Source organism: Streptomyces mayteni, assembly GCF_054783955.1.
In genome coordinates, this window is record NZ_BAAGPR010000039.1 from 1 (window position 1) to 24806 (window position 24806).

Genomic DNA, 24806 nt, shown 5'->3' on the forward strand with positions numbered 1-24806 from the left:
TCTTCCTAAGACCGCTTGGCCTCCGACTTCGACGGGCCACGGCCGGCGTCCGCCTGGTCGCACCCCGCCCGCACCGTGCCGCGGCGCCCCCCTGCGCCGGGTCCCGGCGCGTGGCGGACCAGCTTCTGGCCGGCCTGAGCCGGGCCGGGCGGAACCGGGCCGGGCGGAGGTGGGCTATCCGGATCTGAGTACGGGTACTCAGGCGCCCGGGCGCCTTCGCTGGGAGCCTGGTCCCATGCTCTGGTCCGACCTGGCAGAACCGTCAGACGCCGAGGGGGAGTACGGCGCCGCCCGGGCCATGCTGCGCCGCGCCGGCTGGGTGCTGGCCGTCGCGGCGCCGCTGGTGTTGCTGCTGCTCAGCCGGTGACCGTCGCCTCCTCCCCGGTCCCCGACCCGGCCTGCGTGGTCACGCTCTCCCGCAGGGTGTCGGCCGCGGCGGCGAGTTCGTCCGCGTCGGCGCCGGCGGCCTCGGCCCGCTCGACGAGCCCGTCGAGGATGTCGAGCGCGGCGCCCGAGCCGTAGAAGGCGTCCTGGAGTTCGCGCCGGGCGTCCGCGTAGACCTCGTCGAAGGCGTCGGACTCCAGGAACCGCTCCTTGAGGGCGTTTCCGGCCATCAGGCCGCCCTCCACACCGTCTTCGGGTCCGCCCTCGGGACCGCCGTCACCCTCGCCGGGCGGCCCGCACTCCTCGGTGCCCTCGGGCAACGTCAGGCCCTCCGGGAGCTCCATCCCCTCCGGCAGTTCCATGCCCTCCGGTGGTCCCCCACCGCCCGGCATGCCGCCACCGCCACCGTCGCCGTCGCCGTCGCCGCCAGGGAATCCACCGCCGGCCATGCCCATGCCGCTGAACGCCAGGTTGAAGTCCCAGCCCAGCACCTCGAACGTACGGCTCGAAAGGTCGTACCAGAGCAGGTAGTTGCTCCCGGGGCCCGACATGTCGTCGAAGTTGCCGATCAGGTCCTGGGTGGCCACGTAGCGCGCGAACGAGTCGACGTCCACATGGTCGGCCAGCTCGGCCGCGAACTCCTCGTCCGAGGACTCCTCGACCCACCGGATGAGGTCGATCACCGGCTGGAGGTCCTGGCTGCCCCGCTTGTTCAGCTGCTTGAAGTCGTCCTGGTACTCGGTCGGATCGTCCCCCCGGTAGCTGAACTCGCTGCTGGCCCGCGACTTGTAGAGCACGCCGTCGTCACCCAGCGCGGCCGCGTAGCCGGCGCTGGGGTTCTCCACCACCAGCCGGGTGGTGGCCGGCCGGCTGTTGACGGCGAAGGTGGAGAACGCGAACCGCTCGGCCGGCTGGTCGGACTCGGCCATCAGGGTGAGCGAGAGCGCCTCGTTGAGCGGCACGTCGGCGCCGCTGCCCGGCCGGACCGAGATCTCCTGGTGGCCCTGGTAGGCGCGGCCCTCGACGTACTCGTCGATGCTGATCAGCCAGGGCAGTTCCTCAGGCCGGTCGGCGGACAGGGTCACCATCCCCCCGCCGGCGGGACCGCCGACCAGGGGGCCCTCCTCGTCCCCGTCCGACGGGATCTCGCCACCCGGTCCAGCGCCGCAGATCACCAGGCCGCCCGGCATGCCCTCGTCGTCGCCCGGGCCGCCGCGCCCCGAGAGCGACGACAGCGTGGAGTTGCCCTTGAGCCGGATGCCCACGCTCTCGATGAAGGTGCCGTCGACGGTCAGGTCGGCCTCGATGTACTCCTTCTCGCCGTCCTCCTCGAAGGACGCCATCAACTCGGCGAAGTCGTCCTCGTCGTACTCCAGTTGGATCGAGTGGGCGACCGAGGAGTCGTACAGGTCGACCGTCCCCGCGATGTCCTCGGTGATCCGGTCGCCCTCGCCGTCCGACGCGCTGGTGACGACGGCGGTGACCCGGACGTCCCCGAAGAACGTCAGCGTCACCCCAAGCGCGCCGACCAACGCCGCCGCGGGCCGCCAGTGCTGCCGCAGCCGGACCGGCACCCGGTGCCGCAGCCGTCGGGTGGCCATCAAAGGTCCGTCTGGTCGTAGCCGGTCAACACCGAGACCCGCTGCCCGTGGGTGCGTTCCTGGAGCGCGGCGACCAACTGGGCTGGTGCCACGCCCTTCTTCATCCGGACCGTGTAACACGCCTCGGTCAACGCGCCGCCGCGTATCGACTCCGTGCTGACCAGCTCGAACTCGGTGGTGTGGCGGATCAGCACGTCCTCGATCGCCGCGGTGTGGTCCTCGCCGGCCGGCAGCTGCGCCTTGACCACCTGCCGCTGCACATTGAGGTGGAACACGTTGAACCGGTGCATCACCAGGATCACCGCGCAGACGGTGATGCCGCCGATCAGCGCCAGCGTGTAGAAGCGGGCGCCGCAGGCCATGCCGAGGCCCATCACCAGGAAGATGAAGCCGACGTCCCTGGTCTCCTTGATGGCGTTCCTGAACCGCACTACCGAGAGCGCGCCCACCAGCGAGAAGGCGCGGGCCAGGTTGGAGCCCACCACCAGCAGGATCAGCGCCACGATCATCCCGACGATCACCAGCGTCTGCACGAACGACTGGCTGTAGGAGACGTTGCGGTGGGTGGCCCGGTAGACGAAGCCGGTCATCATGCTGAGCACGAAGGACAGGGCCAGACAGACGATGACGTCGGTGGTGCTGAACGTGCCGCTGAGGTCCTGGAGATCATCGAACATGGGTGGGGGCCGTTTCTTCGAAGGCGGGGGTCTCGAACTGGTGGGTGGGGGGCGTGGGCGCGCTGGTCGCCGGCGCCTCGGCCTCGTCGGGCACGTGGAAGGCGGACCGCGGCGCGCGGCCGTACGCCTCCACGCTCTGGCAGTACTTGGAGACCCGGACCACGGTCAGGTTCCGGCGGGCCATCAGGTCGGTGATCCAGTACGGCACCCGCTCGTTGACCTTGACCTCCATCACGGCCAGCCGGGGCGGGACGATGTACCGGTTCTCCGCCGGCGAGGCGAAGTGGAAGTCGCGGTCCCGGCCGCGGATCCGCCGGTCGAAGGTCACCCGCAGGCCGGCGTCCTGTTCCCGGCCGACCAGCGCCTCGCGCCGGTAGCCGGTCATCGCCGTGGCCCGCAGGTCGAGCCGGATCAGCAGATCGAGCACCTCGTGCACGAACGGCCGTTCCCGCTCGGCGTGTTCGACCTCCGCCCGGCCGTCGCACAGCGTGCGCGCCGCGTGGTACGGCAGCCGCAGCCGGCGCTTCTGCGTGACGCGGTTGACCCGCTGCTTGATCTCCACGTGGACTGGCGAGTCGTCGGTCACCGCCGAGACGTCCCCGTAGTGCCTGATCCGCAGCTTCCGGCGGAACTTCAGCCCCTCGATCTTCTCCCAGTAGAAGCGCAGCGCCGGCGTGTCGTAGTACACGCTCCACACCCCGTAGCCACCGTCCGGGCAGTTCACGTCCCGGTCCATCCGCCGCGCGAGCTCGTCGCGCAGCGGGGCCACCTCCGTGACGGGCACCAGATACTTGATCTCGTACCGGTTGAAGGCGTGCAGTCGGCTGGCCACGCCTCGTTCGTGGCGTGCGTCGGCTGTCATGATCCCCCTTTCCCGAGTTCACCTCTCGATCGCTCGGCGTTAACCAACTAGCCGTGGATGAGAGGACGATGAGAACCGGCTGAGAATGGTCTTGGGGATCGCGCCCGGGGCGGCTCCGGCGGTTTCTCATGCGCCTCTCATGGCGCCCTCAGGGTCTCCTCACGGCCCCGCCCTACCGTGCCGCGCATGATCCTCACCTACCTGCGCCGGGAGTTGCGCAGACGTCGAAGAGCCCAACTCGTCATCGCCTCGGGGCTCGCGCTCGGCATCGCCCTGGTGATCGTCGTCAACGCGGTCTCCGCCGGCATGCAACGCGCCCAGGACGAGGTGCTGCGGTCGCTCTACGGCCTCGGCACGGACCTGACCGTCAGCCCCGCCGTCACCTCGCCGGCCGACGGCGGGGACGGTGAGGACGGCGGGGACGGTCAACGGCAGCGGCCCCGCTTCGAGTTCGACGCCCGGGAGGGCGAGGAGCAGAGCGGCGACATGCTGGTCGTGGACGGCTTCCAGACGCTGGACGAGTCGGCCGTCGCCACCATCGCCGACCTCGACGGCGTGACGGGCGCGGTCGGCGGCCTCGCGCTGCGCAGCGTGGGCGTGCGCGGCTCGTTCGAACCGGGCGAGGGGCCGCCGAGCGGCCAGGGCCGGGGGGAAGTCGGGGGCGGCGGGGCCGCGTTCGACATCGACCAGTACGCGATCCTCGGCGCCGACGTGGCCCACGTCGACCAGGGCCCGCTCGGCGCCACCGAGGTCACGGACGGCCGGACGTTCACGGCGGACGACGCCACGGCGGACGTGGCGCTCCTCGACGCCGGATACGCGACCGGCGAGGAACTCGCGGTGGGCGACACGCTCACCGTCGGCGGCGCGGACCTGGAGGTCGTCGGCCTCACCGCCGCGACCGAGGGCGACGCGGCCGCCGACGTCTACCTGCCGCTGGCCCGGGCCCAACAGCTCTCGGACAACGAGGGCGCCCTCACCGACGTCTACGTGCGGGCCGCGGACTCGCAGCGGCTGGACGCCGTCGAGGCCGCCATCACGGACCGGATCGCGGACGCGGACGTCGTGACGGCGGACGACCTCGCCGACCAGGTCTCCGGCTCCCTCGCCACGGCCGCCGACCTGGCGGACGGCCTCGGCCGCTGGCTCTCCTACCTGGTGCTCGGCTCGGCCTTCCTCGTCGCCGGGCTGCTCGCGTCCTCGGCGGTCACCCGCCGGGTCCGGGAGTTCGGCACGCTCAAGGCACTCGGCTGGTCGCGCGGCCGGGTCACCCGGCAGGTGCTGGCCGAGTCCCTGGCCACCGGCCTGTTCGGCGGCGCGATCGGCCTCGCGGCCGGCGTGGGCGCGGCGGCCGTCATCACGGCCGTCAAGCCGTCACTGACCGCCGAGTTGGGCACGGCGGCGTCCCTCCCCGGGCCCGGGATGCTGGGGCAGGGCATGGAGCAGCCGACCACGGCCCTCGACATCGCGCTCACCGCGCCCGTCAGCCTCGGCATCGTGACCCTCGCCGCCACCCTGGCCATCGCGGGCGGCCTCTTCGCCGGCACGTTCGCCACGTGGCGCGCGGCCCGCCTCCGCCCGGCCGACGCGTTGGCCCGCGTGGCGTGACCGGGTGCGGATATCCCCCACCCACCCGCCCTTTCCGGCATCCGGCGCGCCGTGGCCCTGCGGCCGGCAACGCAGCCACGGCACGGGCACGGGGGCGACACCAGTCCGAACGGAGGCCAGCGCTACGCGCAGCGACCCGGCCTGCGGCCGGCGCCCCAGGCACTACGACCTCCGCCCGCACGCAGCGCGGGGCTCGGAGGCGGCACCAATCGGCGCCGGCGCGCCGGCCACCGGCCACCGGCCACCGGCCAGGGCGATGCGACCCCCTGCCCGCGCGCAGCGGCCCGGCCTGCGGCCCGCGATGCAGCCGCGGCACGGGGCGCTGGGCAACACCTGCCAGCACGGCGGCCGGTGCTGGCGCGCGGCTGGCAACACCAAACGCCAGCGGCGGAGGGCCACTGGCCAGTGCTCGCCGCCACGGCACGGCCCCAACCCGCCGCAGCGCGGGGTACGGAGGCGACTTCGTCGGGACCAACGCCCGCGCGGTGCGCGGCCCGAGCCGGGCCCGGATGGGCGGGCCACCGCGAAATCCAGGGTCGCTGGAGCGGCGCGGCGCGGCGCGCCCGCGCGCAACGCGGAGTACCGGGGCCGGGGCTGGTGGCCCGCGCAGCGGGGTGGCGCGGCCCGGCCTGCGGCCGGTGGCGCGGGCCCGCTCTGCCCCAACCGCGTGCCGCGCTGGTTACAAGACAACGGCCCTCGGCGTTGGTGCCACACGCGCACGGCCCGGCGGCGCACCGTGGGGCGGGGGCCGGCCGCGCGGGGCGCGGGAAAGGGGTGGGTGGGTGGGGGGAAACAACAGTCGGACGACAGAAGGAAGCGCTGAGGACATGTACGAACTCACCGACGTCACCAAGACGTACCGCCGCGGCAAGGCGGCCGTCGTCGCGCTCGACGGCGTGCGGTTGACCGTGCCGAGTGGGGAGCGGCTGGTGATCCAGGGGCCGACCGGCGGCGGGAAGTCCACGCTGTTGCAGTTGCTCGGCGGGCTCGATCGGGCCAGCGGTGGCAGTGTCGTCCTCGACGGCACCGATCTCGGTCAGCTCTCCGAGGCGAAGCTCACCCGGCTCCGCGCCGAGCGGATCGGGTTCGTGTTCCAGGGGTTCCACCTCATCCCGACCCTCACCGCGCAGGAGAACGTCGAGACCGCGCTCGCCCCGCTCGGGCTCCGCGCCGCCGAGCGGCGGCGGCGCGCGGCCGAGGCGTTGGAGTCGGTCGGGCTCGCCGAGCGGGCCAACCACCTGCCGAGCGAGCTCTCCGGCGGTCAGCAGCAGCGCGTCGCCATCGCCAGGGCGCTGGCCAAGCGCCCGCAGGTGCTGCTCGCCGACGAGCCGACAGGCAACCTCGACGAGTCGACCCGGGACGAGGTCATGGAGGTGCTGGAGAGCCGGTGGCGGGAACTCGGCCTGACGTTCGTCATGGTCACGCACGACAGCGCGTTGGCCCGCCGGGCCGAGCGGGTGGCCAGGATCGCCGACGGCAGGATCGAGATCGTCGGGAGCGCCTGACGCCGGCGGAGGCCGGAAGGCCGGAAAGGCGGAAAGGGGGCCCGTTACGCTGACGGCCATGAACTCCCTGACGCCGAAGAGGCGACTCGTGCTGGCCTCGCGGTCCCCGGCCCGCCTCGGGCTGCTGCGGCAGGCGGGGCTGGCCCCCGAGGTGATCGTCAGCGGGGTCGACGAGGACGCGCTGGCCGCCGAGACGCCGAGCCAGCTCGCGCAGGCGCTGGCCGACGCGAAGGCCGCCGCCGTGGCCGCGCGGCCCGAGGCGGCCGGCGCGCTGGTCGTCGGCTGCGACTCGCTGCTCGAACTCGACGGCCGGCCGCTCGGCAAGCCGGCCGACGCCGAGGCCGCGATCGGCCGTTGGAAGTCGATGCGGGGCCGCGCCGGCGTGCTCCGCACCGGGCACTGCCTCATCGACACGCTCGACGGCCGGCGGGCCAGCGGCGTGGCGTCGACCACCGTCCACTTCGGCGAGCCGACCGACGACGAGATCGCCGCCTACGTCGCGTCGGGCGAACCCCTGCACGTGGCGGGCGCGTTCACGCTGGACGGCCGCTCGGCGCCGTTCGTCGACGGCATCGAGGGCGACCCCGGCAACGTGATCGGACTCTCACTCCCGCTGCTGCGCCGGCTGCTGCGCGACGGTCTCGGCATGGCCGTCACCGATCTCTGGACCTGACGGGCCTGACGGGCCTGACGGGGCCACCCCGGCCACTGCCGGCCCCCGCGGCGGAGCCGCCGGGTAGAGCGTCAACGTCAGCACGATCAGCGTGAAGATCACCATCATCCCGGTGAACGCCGTCCACCCCACGAGCCCCACGGCCAACGCACCGAGCACCGCGTGCACCACCGCCCCGCCCACGAGCGCCACCCGCGCGAAGCGGCGCGGCGGGCGGTCCGTCACCGAGACGCGCGCCAGCAGCGCGCCGCACAACACCAGGAACGCGGCGAGCGCCCCGCCGCCCACCCATGCCGAAAGGCTGATCGCCGTGGTGGACACGCCACCCACGGACATCTCCTGCCGTTCGGCCACCAGCCCGAGAATCCAGTGCAGCAGCCCGAGAACCACCGCCGCACCGAAGACCACCACCGCCGCCACCGCGGCCACGCCTCGTCTGCCCCGGTTCACGCGGCGCACGCTACTGCCGGGTAAAGCGGACGGCAACCCCCCTCGTCCAGACGGCAAAGAATCGCGCGGAGCGTTATGGGGTTCCCACAATTCCAAGGGGTCTCTGATGTCTCGGAGTACCCGAGTTTCAGTCCGCCTCAGGAATCCCAAGGCAAAGGCCAGCAAGGCGCGTACCTTGGGACAGCAAGGATTTTCGCCGGACGGGCGCGCTCCGCTCACCGCCCGTGTGGGCAAGGTCACCCCTGTGGGCGACTCGTTGCGAGGTGTCGCCAGTACCTAAAATCCCCTTGTTCCGAGGAGGGAGCCATCGTGCGCAAGGTGCTCATCGCCAACCGCGGCGAAATCGCCGTCCGGGTCGCCCGGGCATGCCGGGACGCCGGCATCGCCAGCGTGGCCGTCTACGCCGAGCCGGACCGGGACGCGCTGCATGTCCGCGCGACCGACGAGGCGTTCGCGCTGGGCGGTGACACCCCGGCCGCCAGCTATCTGGACATCGAGAAGGTACTCAAGGCCGCCGCCGACGCCGGCGCCGACGCCGTCCACCCCGGCTACGGATTCCTGTCCGAGAACGCGGAGTTCGCGCAGGCCGTGATCGACGCGGGCCTGACCTGGATCGGTCCGCCGCCGGCCGCCATCCGCTCGCTCGGCGACAAGGTCGCCGCCCGGCACATCGCGCAGCGCGCCGGCGCGCCGCTGGTCGCCGGCACCACCGACCCGGTGTCGGGGGCCGACGAGGTGCTGGCGTTCGCCGCCGAGTACGGCCTGCCGGTGGCCATCAAGGCCGCCTTCGGCGGCGGCGGCCGCGGCCTCAAGGTCGCCCGCACCATGGAGGAGATCCCCGAGCTGTACGACTCCGCGGTGCGCGAGGCGGTGTCCTCGTTCGGCCGCGGCGAGTGCTTCGTGGAGCGCTACCTCGACCGGCCGCGGCACGTCGAGACCCAGTGCCTGGCCGACCAGCACGGCAACGTGGTCGTCGTCTCCACCCGTGACTGCTCCCTCCAGCGCCGGCACCAGAAGCTGGTCGAGGAGGCCCCCGCGCCCTACCTGAGCGCCGAGCAGAACGCCGAGCTGTACCGGGCGTCCAAGGCCATCCTCCGCGAGGCCGGCTATGTCGGCGCCGGCACCTGCGAGTTCCTGGTCGGCCAGGACGGCACGATCTCCTTCCTGGAGGTCAACACCCGCCTCCAGGTGGAGCACCCGGTCTCCGAGGAGGTCACCGGCATCGACCTGGTGCGGGAGCAGCTGCGCATCGCGGAGGGTGCGGAGCTGGGCTACGACGACCCCGAACTGCGCGGCCACTCCATCGAGTTCCGGATCAACGGCGAGGACCCGGGCCGTGGCTTCCTGCCGGCGCCCGGCACCGTGACGACGTTCGTGCCGCCGCTCGGCCCCGGCGTGCGGGTGGACACCGGCGTGGAGTCGGGCTCGGTGATCGGCCCCGCCTGGGACTCGATGCTGGCCAAGCTGATCGTCACCGGCGCCACCAGGCGCCAGGCCCTGGAGCGGGCGGCCCGCGCGCTGGCCGAGTTCCGGGTCGAGGGCATGGCGACGGTGATCCCGTTCCACCGCGCGGTCATGAAGGACCCGGCGTTCGCGCCGGAGGTCGCGGGCCGGGAGGGCGAGCCGTTCCAGGTCCACACCCGCTGGATCGAGACGGAGTTCGTCAACGCGCTCGAGCCCTACGACAGCTCGGGCGCCAACGCGGACGCGGAGGGCGCGGTCCGCGAGACGGTGGTGGTCGAGGTCGCGGGCAAGCGGCTCGAGGTGTCGCTGCCGGCCACCCTGGCCATGCCGCTGGCGCGCGCCGCGGTCGCGGGCGGCGCCCGCCCGGCCCGCCGCAAGCCGGGCAAGCGGGCCGGCTCGGGCGTCACCGGCGACGCGCTGGCCTCGCCGATGCAGGGCACGGTCGTGAAGGTCGCGGTGGAGGAGGGCCAGCAGGTCTCCGAGGGCGACCTGGTGATCGTGCTGGAGGCCATGAAGATGGAGCAGCCGATCAACGCCCACCGCGCCGGCACCGTCACCACCCTCAAGGCCGAGGTCGGCGCCTCGCTGTCCTCGGGCGCGGTGATCTGCGAGATCAAGGACTGAACAGACCGAACGATTCGGCACGTTGCCCGGCCCCCGCGACACCGACCGCGGGGGCCGGGCGTCTTCACCGTGCGCTCCGTGTCCACCCGTGTACATATGCCGAACGCACTTTCGCTACCATCTGCTCTCGCGTCGTGACCGTATCGTGACGCGGCGCCTTCGCATGGGGCGTCAACCGGCGTGTTTTCCAAGGGCATGGAGGACGATCGGCGATGTACTTACTCCGGGAGTCGGAACTGCGGGCGACATCGTGGCGCAGGTCCAGCTACAGCAACGGCAACGGGGGCGAGTGCGTCGAAGTGGCGAGAGGGCACTCCGAGGCGCTGCCCGTCCGGGACAGCAAGGGTCCTGGCAAGCCGGTGCTGGTCTTCCCGCGCCGCTCCTGGCAGGCGTTCCTCACCTCGCTCTGAGCGGCCCGCACCACGCGGCCCGTTCCTGGCGGTCCGTTCCGTAGCGGCCCGCACCGCGCGGGCTCCGCGGGAGGTCAGCCGTCGAGCCTGCGCAGCAGCCGCGTGCCGCGCGGCAGCGGCACGTCGCGGCGGCCCCCCGCCGGCGGTGGCGACGACGGCGGCTCCCCAGGGTGCTTGGCGACGCCGCCACCGGCCGGGCCGCCGCCGGCGCCCGCCAGGGCGATGCGGACGCCCTGGGCGGCCAGCGCCTCGAGCACCCCGGCCGCCTTGTCGCCCTCCGCAGCCGGGGGCGGCTGGTCCGACACCAACTGCGCGATGTGGTCGGCCGGCACGGTCTGGAAGGCCGTGTCCAGGCCGAGCTTCGTGTGGTCGGCGAGCACCACCACCTCGGCCGCCGCCCGCACCAGGGCCCGGTCGACGCTGGCGGCCAGCATGTTCGACGTGGAGAGGCCGCGGTCGGCGGTGAGCCCGGAGCCGGACAGGAACGCCCTGCTGACCCGGAGGCCGAGCAGCGACTGCTCGGCGCCGCTGCCGACGAGCGCGTAGTTGGAGCCGCGCAACGTGCCGCCGGTCATCACCACCTCGACCCGGTTGGCGTGCGCGAGGGCCTGCGCGACCAGCAGCGAGTTGGTGACCACCGTGAGCCCCGGCACCCGCGCCAGCCGGCGCGCCAGCTCCTGGGTGGTGGTGCCGGCGCCCACCACGATGGCCTCGCCCTCCCGCACCATGCCGGCCGCGTACTCCGCGATGGCGGTCTTCTCCGCGGTCGCGGCCATCGCCCGCTGGGGGAAGCCCGACTCCCGGGTGAAACCGCCGGGAAGGACCGCACCACCGTGCCTGCGGTCCAACAGTCCTTCGGCCTCCAGCGCGCGCACGTCGCGCCGCACGGTCACCTCGGAGGTCTGGACAACCCGGGCGAGCTCCCGAAGCGAAACCGCCCCATTGGCCCGCACCATTTCGAGAATCATCTGACGACGTTCAGCAGCGAACACGGAACTGACAGTAACCTGAACGACCGTCTGCTTTCAGCAGGTTGCGGGGAATTTCCGAAGTTGTCTGTGCGCACGCCCCAGGCGTGCTATGCGCCCGTGCGCCCTTGTTTGCGATACACGCGCTGACCTGTGCCTACTGTTCCTCGCCCGTCCTGCGGTTGTGCAACTGCCGAGCGGCCTCCGCGATCGAGCCGGACAGAGACGGGTACACAGTGAACGCCTTTGCGATCTGTTCCACCGTCAGACTGTTGTCGACCGCGATCGAAATCGGATGAATGAGCTCGCTGGCCCGCGGCGCGACGATCACGCCGCCCACCACGATCCCGGTGCCGGGACGACAGAACAGCTTGACGAAGCCGTCCCGCACGCCCTGCATCTTGGCCCGCGGGTTGCGCAGCAGCGGCAGCTTCACCGCCCGCGCGTCGATCCGGCCCTCGTCCACGTCGGACTGGGTGTACCCCACGGTGGCGATCTCCGGATCGGTGAAGATGTTCCCCGAGACCGTGTTCAGGTCGAGCGGGGCCACCGCGTCGCCGAGGAAGTGGTACATCGCGATCCGGCCCTGCATCGCCGCCACCGAGGCCAGCGCCAGCACTCCCGTGCAGTCGCCCGCCGCGTAGACACCGGGGGCCGTCGTCCGCGACACCTTGTCCGTCCAGATGTGGCCCGAGTCCCTGAGCTTGACGCCGGCCTCCTCGAGACCCATGTCCGCGGTGTTCGGGATCGCGCCGACCGCCATCAGGCAGTGCGTGCCGGAGATCGTCCGACCGTCGGCCAGGGTGATCTCCACCCGGTCGCCCACCCGCTTCGCGGACGCCGCCCGCGAACGGGCCATCACGTTCATCCCACGCCGCCGGAAGACGTCCTCCAGCACGGCCGCCGCGTCCGGGTCCTCGCCCGGCAGCACCCGGTCCCGCGAGGACACCAGCGTGACCCGGGAGCCGAGCGCCTGGTAGGCGCCGGCGAACTCGGCGCCCGTCACGCCGGAGCCGACCACGATCAGCTCCTCGGGCAGCTCCTTCAGGTCATAGACCTGCGTCCACGTCAGAATCCGTTCACCGTCCGGACGCGCGTCCGGCAGCTCGCGCGGCTGCCCGCCGGTGGCGATCAGCACGCAGTCGGCCTCCAGCTCGAGCGGGACGCCGTCCTCCGTGTCGACCACCGTGATCCGCCGGGAGCCGACCGGCCCCCGCAGCGGCTCGAGACGGCCGCGACCGCGCACCACCCGGACGCCGGCCCTGGTCACCGACGCGGTGATGTCGTGCGACTGGGCGAGCGCCAGCCGCTTCACCCGACGGTTGACCCGGCCCAGGTCGACCCCGATGCCGCGCACCTCGTCGCCGACGCCGTCCCCGTCGTGGTCTATCTCGATGCCGAGCTCCTCGTGCGAGGAGTCGAAGCCGGTCATCACCTCGGCCGTGGCGATCAGCGTCTTCGACGGAACGCAGTCGGTCAGCACCGACGCCCCGCCGAGACCGGCGCGGTCGACGATGGTCACCTCTGCCCCGAGCTGCGCCGCCACGAGCGCCGCCTCATAGCCGCCTGGTCCGCCACCAATGATCACGATCCGAGTCACATATCCAGTGTCTCGTACGACCGGTCGAATCTCCCGCCCGGCCCCCACCGGCCGCCCGCGCCCGCCGCTTCGGCCTGTCCCCCGCACCTCTCCCGTACGCTCAGTCCCATGTCGCTCTACGCCGCATACGCCGGAAACCTCGATCCCCGGCTGATGTCCCGCCGCGCCCCGCACTCGCCGCTGCGCGTCACCGGCTGGCTCACCGGCTGGCGGCTGACCTTCGGCGGCGAGGAGATGGGCTGGGAGGGCGCCCTGGCCACGATCGTCGAGGACCCGATCTGCGACGTCTTCGTCGCCCTCTACGACATCGCACCGATGGACGAGGACGCGCTCGACCGCTGGGAGGGCGTCGGCCTCGGCATCTACCGCCGCACCCGCCTCCGCGTCCACACCCTCGACGGCGACGTCGCGACCTGGGGCTACGTCCTCAACGCCTACGAGGGCGGCCTCCCCTCCGCGCGCTACCTCGGCGAGATCGCCGACGCGGCGGATTCGGCGGGCGCGCCGCACGACTACGTGATGGAACTCCGCAAGCGTCCCTGCTAACCCGCCTGGCGGCTGGAGCGCCCCGAAGGGGCCTCCGCCGGCACGGACCTGGGCGGCCCGAAGGGCCAGGCCGCCCCGAAGGGGCGGACAGCAACCGCCTGGCGGCGGAAGCGTTCCGCCTCCCGGCGGGGGCAGCGCCCCCACTCGACCCGGCGACGCCCCGCACGTCGCTCGCCCACCGCCCTACCGGGCGGCATCCCCCGCCCAGCGGCGGCCAAGCAACCAGCCGCTCCGAAGGGGCGGACAGGAACGGCCGGGCCAAGGCCGGCACCGGCACCGCCTGGCGGCTGGAGCGCCCCGAAGAGCCTCCGCCAGCACGGACCTCGGCGCCCCGGAAGGGCGGACGGCGAACACCGGGCCAAGCCCGGCACCCGCGCCGCCTAGCGGTGGGACCGCCCCGAAGAGCCTCCGCCAGCACGGACCTCGGCGCCCCGGAAGGGCGGACGGCGAACACCGGGCCAAGGCCGGCACCCGCGCCGCGTAGCGGTGGGACCCGCCCCGAAGGGGCCTGCGCGAGCTTGGGCGCAGCCTCGCCGAACGTCGGCCGCCTGGTGGCGGCACACCCCGGGCCAGCAGCGGCCGGGGGGAGCCGGGCGGCCGTACCGCCCGGAGGGCCAGGTGCCCCGCAGGGGCTGCGGCCGCCAGCCGGCGGCGCGGGGCGCCGCCGCAGCGCCGGCCCGGGCCAGCGGTTGGCGCCCCGGCGCTGGGCGGAGCCCAGCGGGCCACAGCCCAACCGCCGCATGACGGCTCCACCCGCGCCTGGCGCGACGCCCGATGGCGAACCAACCGCGCTATGGCGGGGCGACGTTGCGCCGCCCCGGCGCGGAGCCGGGCCGTACCCGGCCCCCGGCCCCCGGCCGGGACCGGCTAGCGCGGCACGTACGCGCCGCGGTGTACCAACCGCCGGCCGTACCCGTCCTGCGGCCGGGACGAGTAGGACGGCCACGTCCGATCCGCCTCTACGCGCGTAGGCCGGTACCGGATACGCTCGTCGCGTGAACGCATCTGAGATTGACGACACGGTCAACGCCGCAGCAGCGCGGCTGCGCGAGTTGACCGGGGTGGCCGGCCACGACGTCGCGCTGGTCATGGGGTCGGGATGGCTGCCCGCCGCCGATGAACTGGGCCGCCCGGAAACCGAGTTCGACGTCACCGAGCTGCCCGGATTCCCGCCGCCGGCCGTCGAGGGGCATGCCGGCAAGGTCCGCTCCTACCGGGTCGGCGGCAAGCGCGCCCTCGTCTTCCTCGGCCGCACCCACTACTACGAGGGCCTCGGAGTCGCCGCCGTCGCGCACGGCATCCGCACCGCGGTCGCGGCCGGCTGCAAGGCCGTCGTCCTGACCAACGGCTGCGGCGGGCTGCGGCCCGGGATGGCCGTGGGGCAGCCGGTGCTCATCAGCGATCACATCAACCTCACCGGCACCTCCCCCATCGTCGGGCCCAACTTCGTCGACCTCACCGACCTGTACTCGCCCCGGCTCCGCGCCCTCTGCCGCGAGATCGACGCCTCCCTCGAGGAGGGCGTGTACGTGCAGTTCCCCGGGCCGCACTACGAGACGCCGGCCGAGATCCGGATGGTGCGGACGATGGGCGGCGACCTCGTCGGGATGTCGACCGTGCTGGAGGCCATCGCCGCCCGCGAGGCCGGCGCCGAGGTGCTCGGCATCTCGCTGGTCACCAACCTGGCCGCCGGCATCACCGGTGAGCCGCTGAACCACGAGGAGGTCCTCCAGGCCGGCCGCGACTCGGCGGCCAGGATGGGCAGTCTGCTGGCCCAGGTGCTGGGGCGGCTGTGATGACGGGGGCGGAGGAGACGCCCGAGGAGCTGTTCGCCCGCGCCGGGGCCTGGCTGGCCGAGGACCCGGACCCGGAGACCCGCACCGAGCTCGCCGCCCTGCTGGAGGCAGGGGACGTCGCGGCCGTCGCCGACCGGTTCGCCGGCACGCTGGAGTTCGGCACGGCCGGGCTGCGCGGCGAGATGGGCGCCGGTCCCAGGCGGATGAACCGGGCCGTGGTGATCCGGGCGGCGGCCGGCCTCGCCCGGTACCTGAAGCGCACGGCGCCCGGGCTCGTCGTCGTCGGCTACGACGCCCGCCACCGCAGCGCCGACTTCGCCCGGGACACCGCGGCCGTGCTGACCGGCGCCGGGCTGCGCGCCGCGCTGCTGCCGAGGCCGCTGCCGACGCCCGTCGTGGCGTTCGCGATCCGCCACCTCGGGGCCGTCGCCGGCGTCGTCGTCACGGCCAGCCACAACCCGCCCCGGGACAACGGCTACAAGGTCTACCTGGGCGACGGCAGCCAGATCGTGCCGCCGGCCGACGCCGACATCGCCGCCGAGATCGCGGCCGTCGGGCCGCTGGCCGGCGTGCCCCGTCCTGAGGCCGGGTGGGAGGTGCTCGGCGAGGAGGTCGTCGACGCCTATCTGGCCCGCAGCGGCGCGGCGCTGGCCCCCGGCGGGCCGCGGGAGGTCTCGGTCGTCTACACCCCGATGCACGGCGTCGGGCAGGCGACGCTCGTCGACGCGTTCGCCCGCGCCGGCTTCCCCGCCCCCGTCGCCGTGCCCGAGCAGGCCGAGCCCGATCCGGACTTCCCGACCGTCGCCTTCCCGAACCCGGAGGAGCCGGGCGCGATGGACCTGGCGTTCGCCCAGGCCCGGGCGGTCGGCCCCGACCTGGTGCTGGCCAACGACCCGGACGCGGACCGGTGCGCGGCGGGCGTGCCGGACCCGGGCGCCGAGATGGGGGCACCTCCCGGCCGCCAGGCCGGGGGAGGTTGGCGGATGCTGCGCGGCGACGAGGTGGGCGCGCTGCTCGCCACCCACCTGGTGCGGCGCGGGGTGCGCGGCACCTTCGCGGCGTCGATCGTCTCCGCCTCGCTGGTGGGCCGGATCGCGGCCGCGGCCGGGCTGCCCTACCGGGAGACGCTGACCGGCTTCAAGTGGCTCGGCCGGGTGCCGGGGCTGGCCTTCGGTTACGAGGAGGCGCTCGGCTACTGCGTGGATCCGGCCGGCGTGCGGGACAAGGACGGCATCACCGCGGCGCTGCTGCTCGCCGAGCTGGCGGCCGAGCTGCGGGCGGCCGGCGGCCGCAGGCTGACCGACCTGCTTGACGACATCGCGCTGGAGCACGGCCTGCACGCCACCGACCAGCTCTCGGTGCGGGTGGCGGATCCGGGCCTGATCGCCGACGCCATGGCCCGGCTGCGCGAGGCCCCGCCGGCCGCGCTCGGCGGGCTGCCGGTGGCCGCCGCCGAGGACCTGAGCGCGGGCTCGGCCGAGCTGCCGCCGACGGACGGCCTGCGGTACGCCCTGGCCGGCTCCGGCGGGGTGGCGTCGGCCCGGGTGATCGTCCGCCCTTCGGGCACCGAGCCGAAGCTGAAGTGCTACCTGGAGGTGGTGGTCCCGGTGGGTGACCGCGCCGCCCTGCCGGCGGCCCGCGCCGCCGCGACCGAGGCGCTGGCGGCGATCCGCCGTGACCTGGCGGCGGCGGCCGGCGTCTGAGACCGGCTCGCGCGGTACCCGGGCCCTGATGGCTCGGATACCGTGGTCGCGTGAGGTACGAACTACATCTCACCGAGGCCGCCGCTGACACGCGGGCCCGGTTGGACGACAAGCGGCGCGCCGCGTTCGACAAGGGCGTGGACATCCTCGCCAACGACCCGTTCAACGAGCACTCCCGCCCGGCCGGCGGCGACGACACCTCCCGCACCATCAGGGTCACGCCCTCGCTGCTGGTCGAGTACATCGTCCATCGCGGCTATGTCGTGATCGTCGTGCTGCGGGTCTTCGACAACCAGGATGTCCTGCTGCCGGACGCGGACTGAGCCCGCCCCGGCGTCAGGCGATCCAGAGCACGAGCAGCCCGACCGCGCCCACCGCGAGCGGGGCCAGGATCTCGTAGCTCCAGCGGACCGTGACCGCGCCCTCGGGCGCCTCGCGGTCCGCGTGCCGCTCGGCGAGCTCGCGCAACTCGGCGACCGCCACGTCGCTCGGCGCGGTGCGCGGCAGGTTGTCGGCGGGGCCGGCCGTGGCCGCGTTGCCGCCGAAGCCGAAGGCCAGCGGGCCGCGTGGGGTGCGGCCCGCGGCGACGTCCTCGTTGTGCCGGGTGGCCTTGGAGCGGGCGCGCAGCGAGACGGGGATGGACCACATCTGGTAGCGCTTGCCGGCGGCCACGAACTCCGTCGAGTAGCGGGCGTCGACCCGCTCGACGGCGGCCCAGGGGGTGGTGATGGTGCGGAACGGGTTGCGCACCCGAAGCCGTTCGTCGGAGGCGAAGACGGCGGGTCGGAAGGTGAAGGCCATCACCAGCGGCGCGAGGAACAGCAGCGTCGCCGTGGCCGTGAAGGGGGTGCGGCCGTCGCCGCGCAGGATGGCGTCGCCGCCCAGCCAGCCGGCCAGGCCGAGCAGCAGCGCACCGGCCGCCATGGCCGCCGGCGACCGGTAGACGCGGTCGGCGTAGGTCTGGGACTCACTCATGTATCCGATTCTGCCGGACGGAGCGTCCGCTACCCAGGGGCCCCTCTCCCCGATCTTCGTGGGGCCGCGACGCCATACACGGCACCTCGCTGCGTTGCCGAATCGCGCGAATACGGCCAGGTATGAGCTGCGCTGCGGTCGATGTGCGGCTCCGCCGCGTGGGGCGCCTTGCGCGAAGCGAATGGGGGCACCTCCCGGACGAAGTCTGGGGGAGCACCGCATCTGGGGGTACTCCCCCAAGCACTCCGTGCAGGGGGCACCCCCACCCAGGCCGCCAGGCCTGGGGGAGCCAAGGCCTGATCCACGAAGACCGAGAAGAGGGACCCCTCGCGACAGGTCACTACGCGCGTAGATATGCTGATCTGGTGAGCATGCCATCTCCAGCACCCGCGCTGGCCCCGGCCGACGTGGCGGACGTGACCGCCACCGACGCCGCGCTGCGCCGCTTCCTGCACGGCCTGCCGGGCGTCGACGCGGTCGGTCTCGAAGGCCGCGCCGCGGCCCTGGCCACCCGCTCGATCAAGACCACGGCCAAGGCGTTCGCCATCGACCTCGCCATCTCGATGATCGACCTCACCACCCTGGAGGGCGCGGACACCCCGGGGAAGGTGCGGTCGCTCTGCGCCAAGGGCATAAGCCCCGACCCGACCGACCGCACCGTGCCCTCGGTGGCCGCCATCTGCGTCTACTCCGACCTGGCGGGCGTCGCCGCCGAGGCGGTGCGCGGCACCGGCGTCCAGGTCGCCTCGGTGGCCACGGCCTTCCCGGCCGGCCGGGCCGCCCGCTCGGTCAAGCTGGCCGACACGGCTGAGGCGGTGGCCGCCGGCGCCACCGAGATCGACATGGTGATCGACCGGGGCGCCTTCCTCGCCGGCCGCTACCTGGAGGTCTTCGACGAGATCAGGGCGGTGCGCGAGGCGTGCGGCGAGGCGCACCTCAAGGTCATCCTGGAGAACGGCGAGCTCGCCACCTACGACAACATCCGCCGCGCCTCCTGGCTGGCGATGCTGGCCGGCGCGCACTTCATCAAGACGTCAACGGGCAAGGTCGCGGTCAACGCCACCCCGGCCAACACCCTGCTGATGCTGGAGGCGGTGCGCGACTTCCGGGACGCCACCGGGCGCCAGGTCGGCGTCAAGCCGGCCGGCGGGATCCGCACCGCGAAGGACGCGCTGCGCTACCTGGTGCTGGTCAACGAGACGGCGGGCGACGACTGGCTGGCGCCGGCCTGGTTCCGCTTCGGCGCCTCCAGCCTGCTCAACGACCTGCTGATGCAGCGGCAGAAGCTGGCCACCGGCGTGTACTCCGGGCCCGACTACGTGACCGTGGACTGACTGGACCGAGTGGACTGAGTGGGACTGACGAGATCATGAAATTCGAGTACGCCCCCGCGCCCGAGTCCCGGGCGACCGCCGAGATCGCCCCGTCCTACGGCCTGTTCGTCGACGGCGAGTTCCGCGAGGCGGCGGACGGCCGCACCTTCAAGACCGTCTCGCCCGCCACCGAGGAGGTGCTGTCCGAGGTCGCGCACGGCGGCGAGGCCGATGTGGACGCGGCGGTGGCCGCGGCCCGCGCCGCGTTCCCCGGCTGGTCGGCGCTGCCCGGCGCCGAGCGCGCCAAGTACCTGTTCCGGATCGCCAGGCTGGTCCAGGAGCGGGCCCGCGAGCTGGCGGTCCTCGAGACGCTGGACAACGGCAAGCCGATCCGCGAGACCCGGGACACTGATCTGCCGCTGGTCGCCGCGCACTTCTTCTACTACGCGGGCTGGGCCGACAAGCTGGCCCACGCGGGCTTCGGCCCCAACCCGCGCCCGCTGGGCGTGGCCGGCCAGATCATCCCGTGGAACTTCCCGCTGCTGATGCTGGCCTGGAAGATCGCGCCCGCCCTGGCCACCGGCAACACGGTGGTGCTGAAACCGGCCGAGACCACGCCGCTCACCGCGCTGCGCTTCGCCGAGATCTGCCGGCAGGCGGGCCTGCCAGCCGGCGTGGTCAACGTCGTCACCGGCGACGGCACCACCGGCGCGGCGCTGGCCGCCCACCCGGGCCTCGACAAGGTGGCGTTCACCGGCTCCACCTCGGTGGGCCGGGCCATCGCCCGCTCGCTGGCCGGCACCGGCCGCCGTCTCACCCTCGAACTGGGCGGCAAGGCGGCGAACATCGTCTTCGACGACGCGCCGCTCGACCAGGCCGTCGAGGGCGTCGTGAACGGCATCTTCTTCAACCAGGGCCACGTCTGCTGCGCCGGTTCCCGGCTGCTGGTCCAGGAGTCGGTCGCCGAGGAGCTGTTGGGCAGGCTGAAGCGGCGGCTCGGCACGCTGCGGCTCGGCGACCCGCTGGACAAGAACACCGACATCGGCGCCATCAACTCGCCGGAACAGCTGGCGCGCATCCGGCAGTTGGCCGACGCGGGGGACGCCGAGGGCGCCACCCGCTGGACGGCGCCCTGCGATCTGCCGTCCACCGGCTACTGGTTCCCGCCGACGCTGTTCACCGGCGTCACCCAGGCGCACCGCATCGCCCGCGAGGAGATCTTCGGCCCGGTGCTCTCGGTGCTGACCTTCCGCACCCCCGACGAGGCCGTCGCCAAGGCCAACAACACCCCCTACGGCCTCTCCGCCGGCGTCTGGACCGAAAAGGGCTCCCGCATCCTGTGGATGGCCCAGCGGCTGCGCGCCGGCGTCGTCTGGTCCAACACCTTCAACCGCTTCGACCCCACCTCACCCTTCGGCGGCTACCAGGAATCCGGCTACGGCCGCGAGGGAGGCCGACACGGACTGGAGCCCTACCTCGATGTCTGAGATGTCTGACACCTCCGCTGCCCGCCTCAGCGTCCTGAAGACCTACAAACTGTTCATCGGGGGCGCGTTCCCCCGCTCCGAGAGCGGACGGGTCTACGACGTGACCACCCCGGACGGCCGCTGGCTGGCCAACGCACCGCTCGCCTCCCGCAAGGACGCCAGGGACGCGGTGGTCGCCGCCCGCAAGGCGTTCCCGAAGTGGTCGGCCGCGACCGCCTACAACCGGGGCCAGATCCTCTACCGGATCGCGGAGATGCTCCAGGGCCGGCACGACCAGTTCCGGATCCAACTCGCCGAGGCGCAGGGCGTCGACGCCGACCACGCGGCCGCCGTGGTGGACGCGGCGATCGACCGCTGGGTCTGGTACGCGGGCTGGACGGACAAGATCGCCCAGGTCGCCGGCGCCACCAACCCGGTCGCCGGCCCGTACCTCAACCTGTCGTCGCCCGAACCGACCGGCGTGGTCGCCGTGGTGGCGCCGGTCGGCTCGCCGCTGCTCGGCCTGGTCTCGGTGCTGGCCCCGGTGATCGCCGCCGGCAACACGGCGGTGCTGGTGGCCGATCCGGCGGCGCCGCTGCCGGCGCTCACCCTGGCCGAGGTGCTCGCCACCTCCGACCTGCCGGGCGGCGTGGTCAACGTCCTCACCGGGCGCCCCGCCGAACTCGGCCCGCCGCTGGCCGGCCACCGGGACGTGAACGCGCTGGACCTCACCGGCGCCTCCCCCGACCTGGCGGTCGACCTGGAGGCGTCGGCCGCCGACACCCTGAAGCGGATCCACCGCCCGCGCGCCGCCGAGGACTTCACGGCGGACCCGGGCACCGGGCGGCTGACGGCGTTCCTGGAGACCAAGACGGTCTGGCACCCGATCGGCGTCTAGGCCCTGTCCGGGCGACAGGACCCAGCCGGCGTCCGGTCACCTCGGGGTTGACCTCATGAGGGCTTGAATTTCTAGGCTCGTCCTCGTGACCCCACACGAGGAACCCGCGCCCAGAGTCCTGACCATCGGCATCGACCCGGCCTTGGTCGATTTCTCGGCCATGCCCCACCTGGACGCCGCGCGGGTGCGCGGCACCGGCGCGGCCGTCCGGGCGGAGCTGGCGGCGGCCGGCGTCGACGTGACGCGCTGCGTGCTCGGCCTCGGCGAGACGGCCGACGAGGTGGTTCGACACGCGCTCGAAGGCGGCGAGTTCGACTGCGTGGTGATCGGGGCGGGCGTTCGGCTGGTGCCCGAACACCTGCCGCTCTTCGAACGCGTGATCAACCTCGTGCACCGGCTCGCCCCCGGGGCCGCCATCTGTTTCAACTCCGATCCGAGCGACACGGTGGCGGCCGTCCGGCGCGGTCTCGCCTCGCGCGCGGCGCGTTCGTGACGCCGGCAACCCGAGTGCGCCGGGCGTGAGTTGGCAAAACTCTGGCCGACGCACAATTACGCTGGCAGGCTCGGAACATGGAGCATGCCTGGCTCGGCCCGCCGATCGACGCACGTCCACTGTTCAGGCCGGAGCACGCGGCGCTGCACGCCACCCTGCGTGATCTGACGCCGGCGGAGTGGAGCAGGGAGGTGGTGCCGGGTTGGAGTGTGCACGACCTGGCGGCACACCTGCTCGGCGACTACCTGGGCCGGATACCCGGCCGCCGCGAGCGCCGCGCGCCGGCGCCCGAGGAGCCGCTCGAAGCGTTCATCCACCGGATCAACCAGGAGTGGGTCGACGGCCACCGGCAACTCGGCTCGGTAGCCCTCGTGGAGGCCATCGACCTGGCCGGTCCCGAGGTGGCCGAGCACTTCGAGACCCGCGACCCGTTCCGCCCGGCCCTCGGCGTCTCCTGGGCCGGCGTCGTCCCGGCGCCCGGCTGGCTGGACGCGGCCCGGGAGTTCACCGAGTACTGGGCGCACCGCCAGCAGATCCGCCATGTCGTCGGCCAGCGGACGGACCCCCAACCGCGGCCCTTCTCGGTGGTCCTCGACACCTTCATGCGGGCCCTCCCCCACACGCTGCGGGACGTCACGGCCCCGGCCGGCACCCAACTCCGGCTCTCCGCCACAGGGCCGGCCGGCTCGACCTGGACCGTGACCGCCGTCGGCCGCGGCCGCTGGTCGCTCGCCGAACCACCCGTCGAGGAACCGGACACGATCGTCACGATCGACCCCGAGACGGCGTGGCGGCTCTGCGTCCGGAGCGTCGACCCCGACACGGCGCTGGCCAGGGCCCGCGTCGACGGCGACGACGACCTCGCGGCGGCGGCCCTCCGGATCGTGTCGATCGTCTACTGACCCACGGCCCGCCTTGACTTCAAGCCGGCTTGATGTTCGAGGCTGACGTTCCCGCACCCGCCACCCGGCGGCGAGCACGAGCAGGAAGTCAGCCAATGAACATCGAGCCCGAGGTGGTCCGCTGGATCGACCGCCACGCCCATCCGTTCGTCCCGGACGCCGGGGCGCCGTTGGCCGCCGTCGTGGGCGACGCGCGGGTCGTGGCGGTCGGCGTCGCGTGTCGGGCGACCCGGGAGCTGAACGTGGCCGCGCACCGCGTCGTGCGGCTGCTGGTCGAGGAGCTCGGCTTCCGCACGGTGGTGCTGGAGGGCGACGATCCGGCCAGGCTCGGGCTCGACGCGTACGTCGCCGCCGGCGCCGGGGGCGACCCGCGGGCGGCGCTGGCCGGCGCGCGGGCGTTCTGGCAGACCGAGGAGGTGCTGGCCGCGATCCGGTGGCTGCGGGAGCACAACAAGCGGAATCCCGCCGACCCCATCCGCCTGGCCGGCTCGGTCGGCGGGGGCTCGGCCGCCGATCGCGACGCGCTCGAACGTTCCCTGGCCGAGGGCGCCCTCGGCCGGCTGGAACGCGCCGGCGACCGCGTGGCCTACTGGGGCGGCCTCGCCCATACCGCCGTCACGAGCCCGGCGCGGACGGCCGGCGGCCATCTGCGGGACCGTCTCGGCGCCGGCTTCGTGTCCCTCGGCATGACGTTCCACCACGGCCGGATCCCGGCGCATGTCCCGGCCCCGCCGCCGGAGTTCGCCGAGGCGACCCTGGGCGCCGTCGACCGGGAGAGCTACCTGCTCGACCTGCGGCCGGTCGCGCCGCCGCCCGCCGTGCGGGGCTGGCTCGACGCTCCGGCCACCGTGCGGATGATCGGCCCGGTCTACGATCCCCGGGCCGCGTCCGACCATCGGGTGTCCGGCGACTCGCTCGGCGGCATGTTCGACGCCGTCCTGTTCACCCGCGAGGTCGGCCCGGCCCGTCCGCTCCCCGAAAGGTGACCCCATGCCACTCGACGCCGCCGCGCACCTCCGCGTGGCCCGCCCCTCACGCGACCTCGCCGCCGCCGAGCGGTTCTGGGTGGCGGGGCTCGGCCTCGACGTGCTGTACCGGCACACGACGGACGGCGCGACGCCTGGCGAGCACTCCCTTCTGATGGTCGGCTGGCCCGCCGCCGCCTGGCACCTGGAGCTCGTCCACGACCCCGCCGCGCCCGTCGAGCCGCGGCCGACGCCCGAGGACCTGCTGGTGGTCTACCTCGGCGAGCCCGTGCCAGACCCGCTCGTGGCGCGCCTCGAACAGCACGGCGGCCGGCGGGTCCCCGCGCACAATCCCTACTGGGACACCTGGGGCGTGACCGTCCTCGACCCGGACGGCTACCCGCTGGTGCTCTCCACCCGCACCTGGTCCAACGCCTGACGCACCCAACTCACCGCACCAGCGGCGCGGCGCGGGCCACGAACGCCTCGATGGCCTGCAGCGCCTGACTGTCCCGAGAGTCCCGATCCGCCTGGTTCCGCGCGTTCGAGAGGTCCCACGTACGACGGTAGGCCCGCTCGGCTGCGACGACCACCCCTTCCTCATCCGTGAGCAGTTTGACGCGATAGAGCGCTTGCCTGGCCACCGTGCGGAGTCGATGCGCCTCATCGCGAGCCGTCAGGAACGTCTCGCCATCCGGATCCTCCTGCTTGCGGTACCAGCGGCTCGCCTGGGCGTGGCGGTAGTCCTCCAACGCCGTCGCGAACGAGGCGTACGCGGCTATTCGCTCCTCCCGAAGCGCCTCGGATCGCGCGAACGACTCGCCACGTCTGGAGGCGAGGCGCTGGAAGGAGTGCGTGATCACGGAACCCGATAACGTCCCAACGACGGCTACGACGCTCGCCCAGAAAGCTTCCATCTCGCC

At 73.5% G+C, this 24806-nt stretch carries 25 protein-coding genes; 17 read left to right on the top strand and 8 right to left on the bottom strand.

What is annotated here, in order from left to right; genetic code table 11:
• The first annotated feature begins 235 nt into the window (after nt 1–235).
• The gene (gene mmpB / locus ACYVPE_RS18620) at nt 236–367 is read left to right on the top strand and encodes a morphogenic membrane protein MmpB (protein WP_461034755.1); all 132 of its coding nucleotides are present in this window, start codon (nt 236–238) and stop codon (nt 365–367) included.
• On the opposite strand, the gene ACYVPE_RS18625 is transcribed toward mmpB, so the two are convergent.
• From ACYVPE_RS18625 to ACYVPE_RS18635, 3 genes are read right to left on the bottom strand one after another with little or no spacing between them, the layout of a single operon-like run.
• Nucleotides 357–1985: a CotH kinase family protein gene (locus tag ACYVPE_RS18625; RefSeq protein WP_461034756.1), complete on the bottom strand. Its 1629-nt coding sequence runs from the start codon at nt 1983–1985 to the stop codon at nt 357–359. The two genes, mmpB and ACYVPE_RS18625, sit on opposite strands and share 11 nt — an antisense overlap.
• Nucleotides 1985–2662, bottom strand: coding sequence for a DUF4956 domain-containing protein (locus tag ACYVPE_RS18630; protein ID WP_461034757.1), 678 nt, complete (start codon nt 2660–2662; stop codon nt 1985–1987). The genes ACYVPE_RS18625 and ACYVPE_RS18630 overlap by 1 nt, the downstream gene beginning before the upstream one ends.
• Nucleotides 2652–3524: a VTC domain-containing protein gene (locus ACYVPE_RS18635; RefSeq protein WP_461034758.1), complete on the bottom strand. Its 873-nt coding sequence runs from the start codon at nt 3522–3524 to the stop codon at nt 2652–2654. The genes ACYVPE_RS18630 and ACYVPE_RS18635 overlap by 11 nt, the downstream gene beginning before the upstream one ends.
• A gap of 186 nt (nt 3525–3710) precedes the next feature.
• On the opposite strand from ACYVPE_RS18635, the gene ACYVPE_RS18640 reads away from it, so the two are divergent.
• The 3 genes from ACYVPE_RS18640 (at nt 3711) to ACYVPE_RS18650 (ending at nt 7310) form a co-directional block, all read left to right on the top strand.
• Nucleotides 3711–5132, top strand: a complete 1422-nt coding sequence (locus tag ACYVPE_RS18640; RefSeq protein ID WP_461034759.1) for an ABC transporter permease — start codon at nt 3711–3713, stop codon at nt 5130–5132.
• Between the two features lie 827 nt (nt 5133–5959).
• Complete coding sequence (locus ACYVPE_RS18645; RefSeq protein WP_461034760.1) at nt 5960–6637, top strand: ABC transporter ATP-binding protein; 678 nt, start codon at nt 5960–5962, stop codon at nt 6635–6637.
• A gap of 58 nt (nt 6638–6695) precedes the next feature.
• Nucleotides 6696–7310: a nucleoside triphosphate pyrophosphatase gene (locus tag ACYVPE_RS18650; protein ID WP_461034761.1), complete on the top strand. Its 615-nt coding sequence runs from the start codon at nt 6696–6698 to the stop codon at nt 7308–7310.
• On the opposite strand, the gene ACYVPE_RS18655 is transcribed toward ACYVPE_RS18650, so the two are convergent.
• Nucleotides 7242–7739: a hypothetical protein gene (locus ACYVPE_RS18655; RefSeq protein WP_461034762.1), complete on the bottom strand. Its 498-nt coding sequence runs from the start codon at nt 7737–7739 to the stop codon at nt 7242–7244. The genes ACYVPE_RS18650 and ACYVPE_RS18655 overlap by 69 nt on opposite strands.
• A gap of 330 nt (nt 7740–8069) precedes the next feature.
• Here ACYVPE_RS18655 and ACYVPE_RS18660 point away from each other — a divergent pair, with 330 nt between their 5' ends.
• Together ACYVPE_RS18660 and ACYVPE_RS18665 are read left to right on the top strand one after the other, a co-directional pair.
• Nucleotides 8070–9848, top strand: coding sequence for an acetyl/propionyl/methylcrotonyl-CoA carboxylase subunit alpha (locus tag ACYVPE_RS18660; RefSeq protein ID WP_461034763.1), 1779 nt, complete (start codon nt 8070–8072; stop codon nt 9846–9848).
• 212 nt (nt 9849–10060) lie between these two features.
• Nucleotides 10061–10258 carry a DUF397 domain-containing protein gene (locus ACYVPE_RS18665; RefSeq protein ID WP_461034764.1) on the top strand — a complete coding sequence of 66 codons (198 nt, stop codon included), beginning with the start codon at nt 10061–10063 and terminating at the stop codon, nt 10256–10258.
• Nucleotides 10259–10332: 74 nt separating this feature from the next.
• Here the strand turns inward: ACYVPE_RS18665 and ACYVPE_RS18670 are convergent, their stop codons facing one another.
• Nucleotides 10333–11214 carry a DeoR/GlpR family DNA-binding transcription regulator gene (locus ACYVPE_RS18670; RefSeq protein ID WP_461034819.1) on the bottom strand — a complete coding sequence of 294 codons (882 nt, stop codon included), beginning with the start codon at nt 11212–11214 and terminating at the stop codon, nt 10333–10335.
• Nucleotides 11215–11383: 169 nt separating this feature from the next.
• Entirely contained in the window at nt 11384–12826 is a 1443-nt protein-coding gene (locus tag ACYVPE_RS18675; RefSeq protein WP_461034765.1) for an NAD(P)H-quinone dehydrogenase, read from the bottom strand.
• Between the two features lie 108 nt (nt 12827–12934).
• On the opposite strand from ACYVPE_RS18675, the gene ACYVPE_RS18680 reads away from it, so the two are divergent.
• The 4 genes from ACYVPE_RS18680 to ACYVPE_RS18695 all read left to right on the top strand — a co-directional run bounded on the left by ACYVPE_RS18680 (nt 12935) and on the right by ACYVPE_RS18695 (nt 17194).
• Entirely contained in the window at nt 12935–13372 is a 438-nt protein-coding gene (locus tag ACYVPE_RS18680) for a gamma-glutamylcyclotransferase (protein ID WP_461034766.1), read from the top strand.
• Between the two features lie 995 nt (nt 13373–14367).
• Nucleotides 14368–15168 (top strand): purine-nucleoside phosphorylase, encoded by an 801-nt coding sequence (locus ACYVPE_RS18685; protein WP_461034767.1) that lies wholly within the window; start codon nt 14368–14370, stop codon nt 15166–15168.
• Nucleotides 15168–16871, top strand: a complete 1704-nt coding sequence (locus ACYVPE_RS18690; protein ID WP_461034768.1) for a phospho-sugar mutase — start codon at nt 15168–15170, stop codon at nt 16869–16871. The genes ACYVPE_RS18685 and ACYVPE_RS18690 overlap by 1 nt, the downstream gene beginning before the upstream one ends.
• Before the next feature lie 50 nt (nt 16872–16921).
• Nucleotides 16922–17194, top strand: a complete 273-nt coding sequence (locus ACYVPE_RS18695) for a type II toxin-antitoxin system RelE family toxin (RefSeq protein WP_461034769.1) — start codon at nt 16922–16924, stop codon at nt 17192–17194.
• 13 nt (nt 17195–17207) lie between these two features.
• Here ACYVPE_RS18695 and ACYVPE_RS18700 read toward each other — a convergent pair whose 3' ends face one another.
• Complete coding sequence (locus tag ACYVPE_RS18700) at nt 17208–17846, bottom strand: PH domain-containing protein (protein ID WP_461034770.1); 639 nt, start codon at nt 17844–17846, stop codon at nt 17208–17210.
• Between the two features lie 371 nt (nt 17847–18217).
• Here ACYVPE_RS18700 and deoC point away from each other — a divergent pair, with 371 nt between their 5' ends.
• From deoC to ACYVPE_RS18735, 7 genes are all read left to right on the top strand, one after another.
• Nucleotides 18218–19180, top strand: a complete 963-nt coding sequence (gene deoC, locus ACYVPE_RS18705) for a deoxyribose-phosphate aldolase (RefSeq protein WP_461034820.1) — start codon at nt 18218–18220, stop codon at nt 19178–19180.
• Between the two features lie 35 nt (nt 19181–19215).
• Nucleotides 19216–20646: an aldehyde dehydrogenase family protein gene (locus tag ACYVPE_RS18710; RefSeq protein ID WP_461034771.1), complete on the top strand. Its 1431-nt coding sequence runs from the start codon at nt 19216–19218 to the stop codon at nt 20644–20646.
• A 1-nt stretch (nt 20647) separates the two neighbouring features.
• A complete protein-coding gene (locus tag ACYVPE_RS18715) occupies nt 20648–21523 on the top strand; it encodes an aldehyde dehydrogenase family protein (RefSeq protein ID WP_461034821.1) in 876 nt (291 codons plus the stop codon).
• An 85-nt stretch (nt 21524–21608) separates the two neighbouring features.
• Entirely contained in the window at nt 21609–22016 is a 408-nt protein-coding gene (locus ACYVPE_RS18720; protein WP_461034772.1) for a hypothetical protein, read from the top strand.
• A 77-nt stretch (nt 22017–22093) separates the two neighbouring features.
• Complete coding sequence (locus ACYVPE_RS18725; RefSeq protein WP_461034773.1) at nt 22094–22918, top strand: maleylpyruvate isomerase N-terminal domain-containing protein; 825 nt, start codon at nt 22094–22096, stop codon at nt 22916–22918.
• 95 nt (nt 22919–23013) lie between these two features.
• Nucleotides 23014–23904, top strand: a complete 891-nt coding sequence (locus ACYVPE_RS18730; RefSeq protein WP_461034774.1) for an erythromycin esterase family protein — start codon at nt 23014–23016, stop codon at nt 23902–23904.
• 4 nt (nt 23905–23908) lie between these two features.
• Nucleotides 23909–24322: a VOC family protein gene (locus ACYVPE_RS18735; RefSeq protein ID WP_461034775.1), complete on the top strand. Its 414-nt coding sequence runs from the start codon at nt 23909–23911 to the stop codon at nt 24320–24322.
• Between the two features lie 10 nt (nt 24323–24332).
• Here ACYVPE_RS18735 and ACYVPE_RS18740 read toward each other — a convergent pair whose 3' ends face one another.
• On the bottom strand, nt 24333–24800 hold the full coding sequence (locus ACYVPE_RS18740; protein WP_461034776.1) for a hypothetical protein: 468 nt from the start codon (nt 24798–24800) through the stop codon (nt 24333–24335).
• Nucleotides 24801–24806 lie beyond the last annotated feature (6 nt).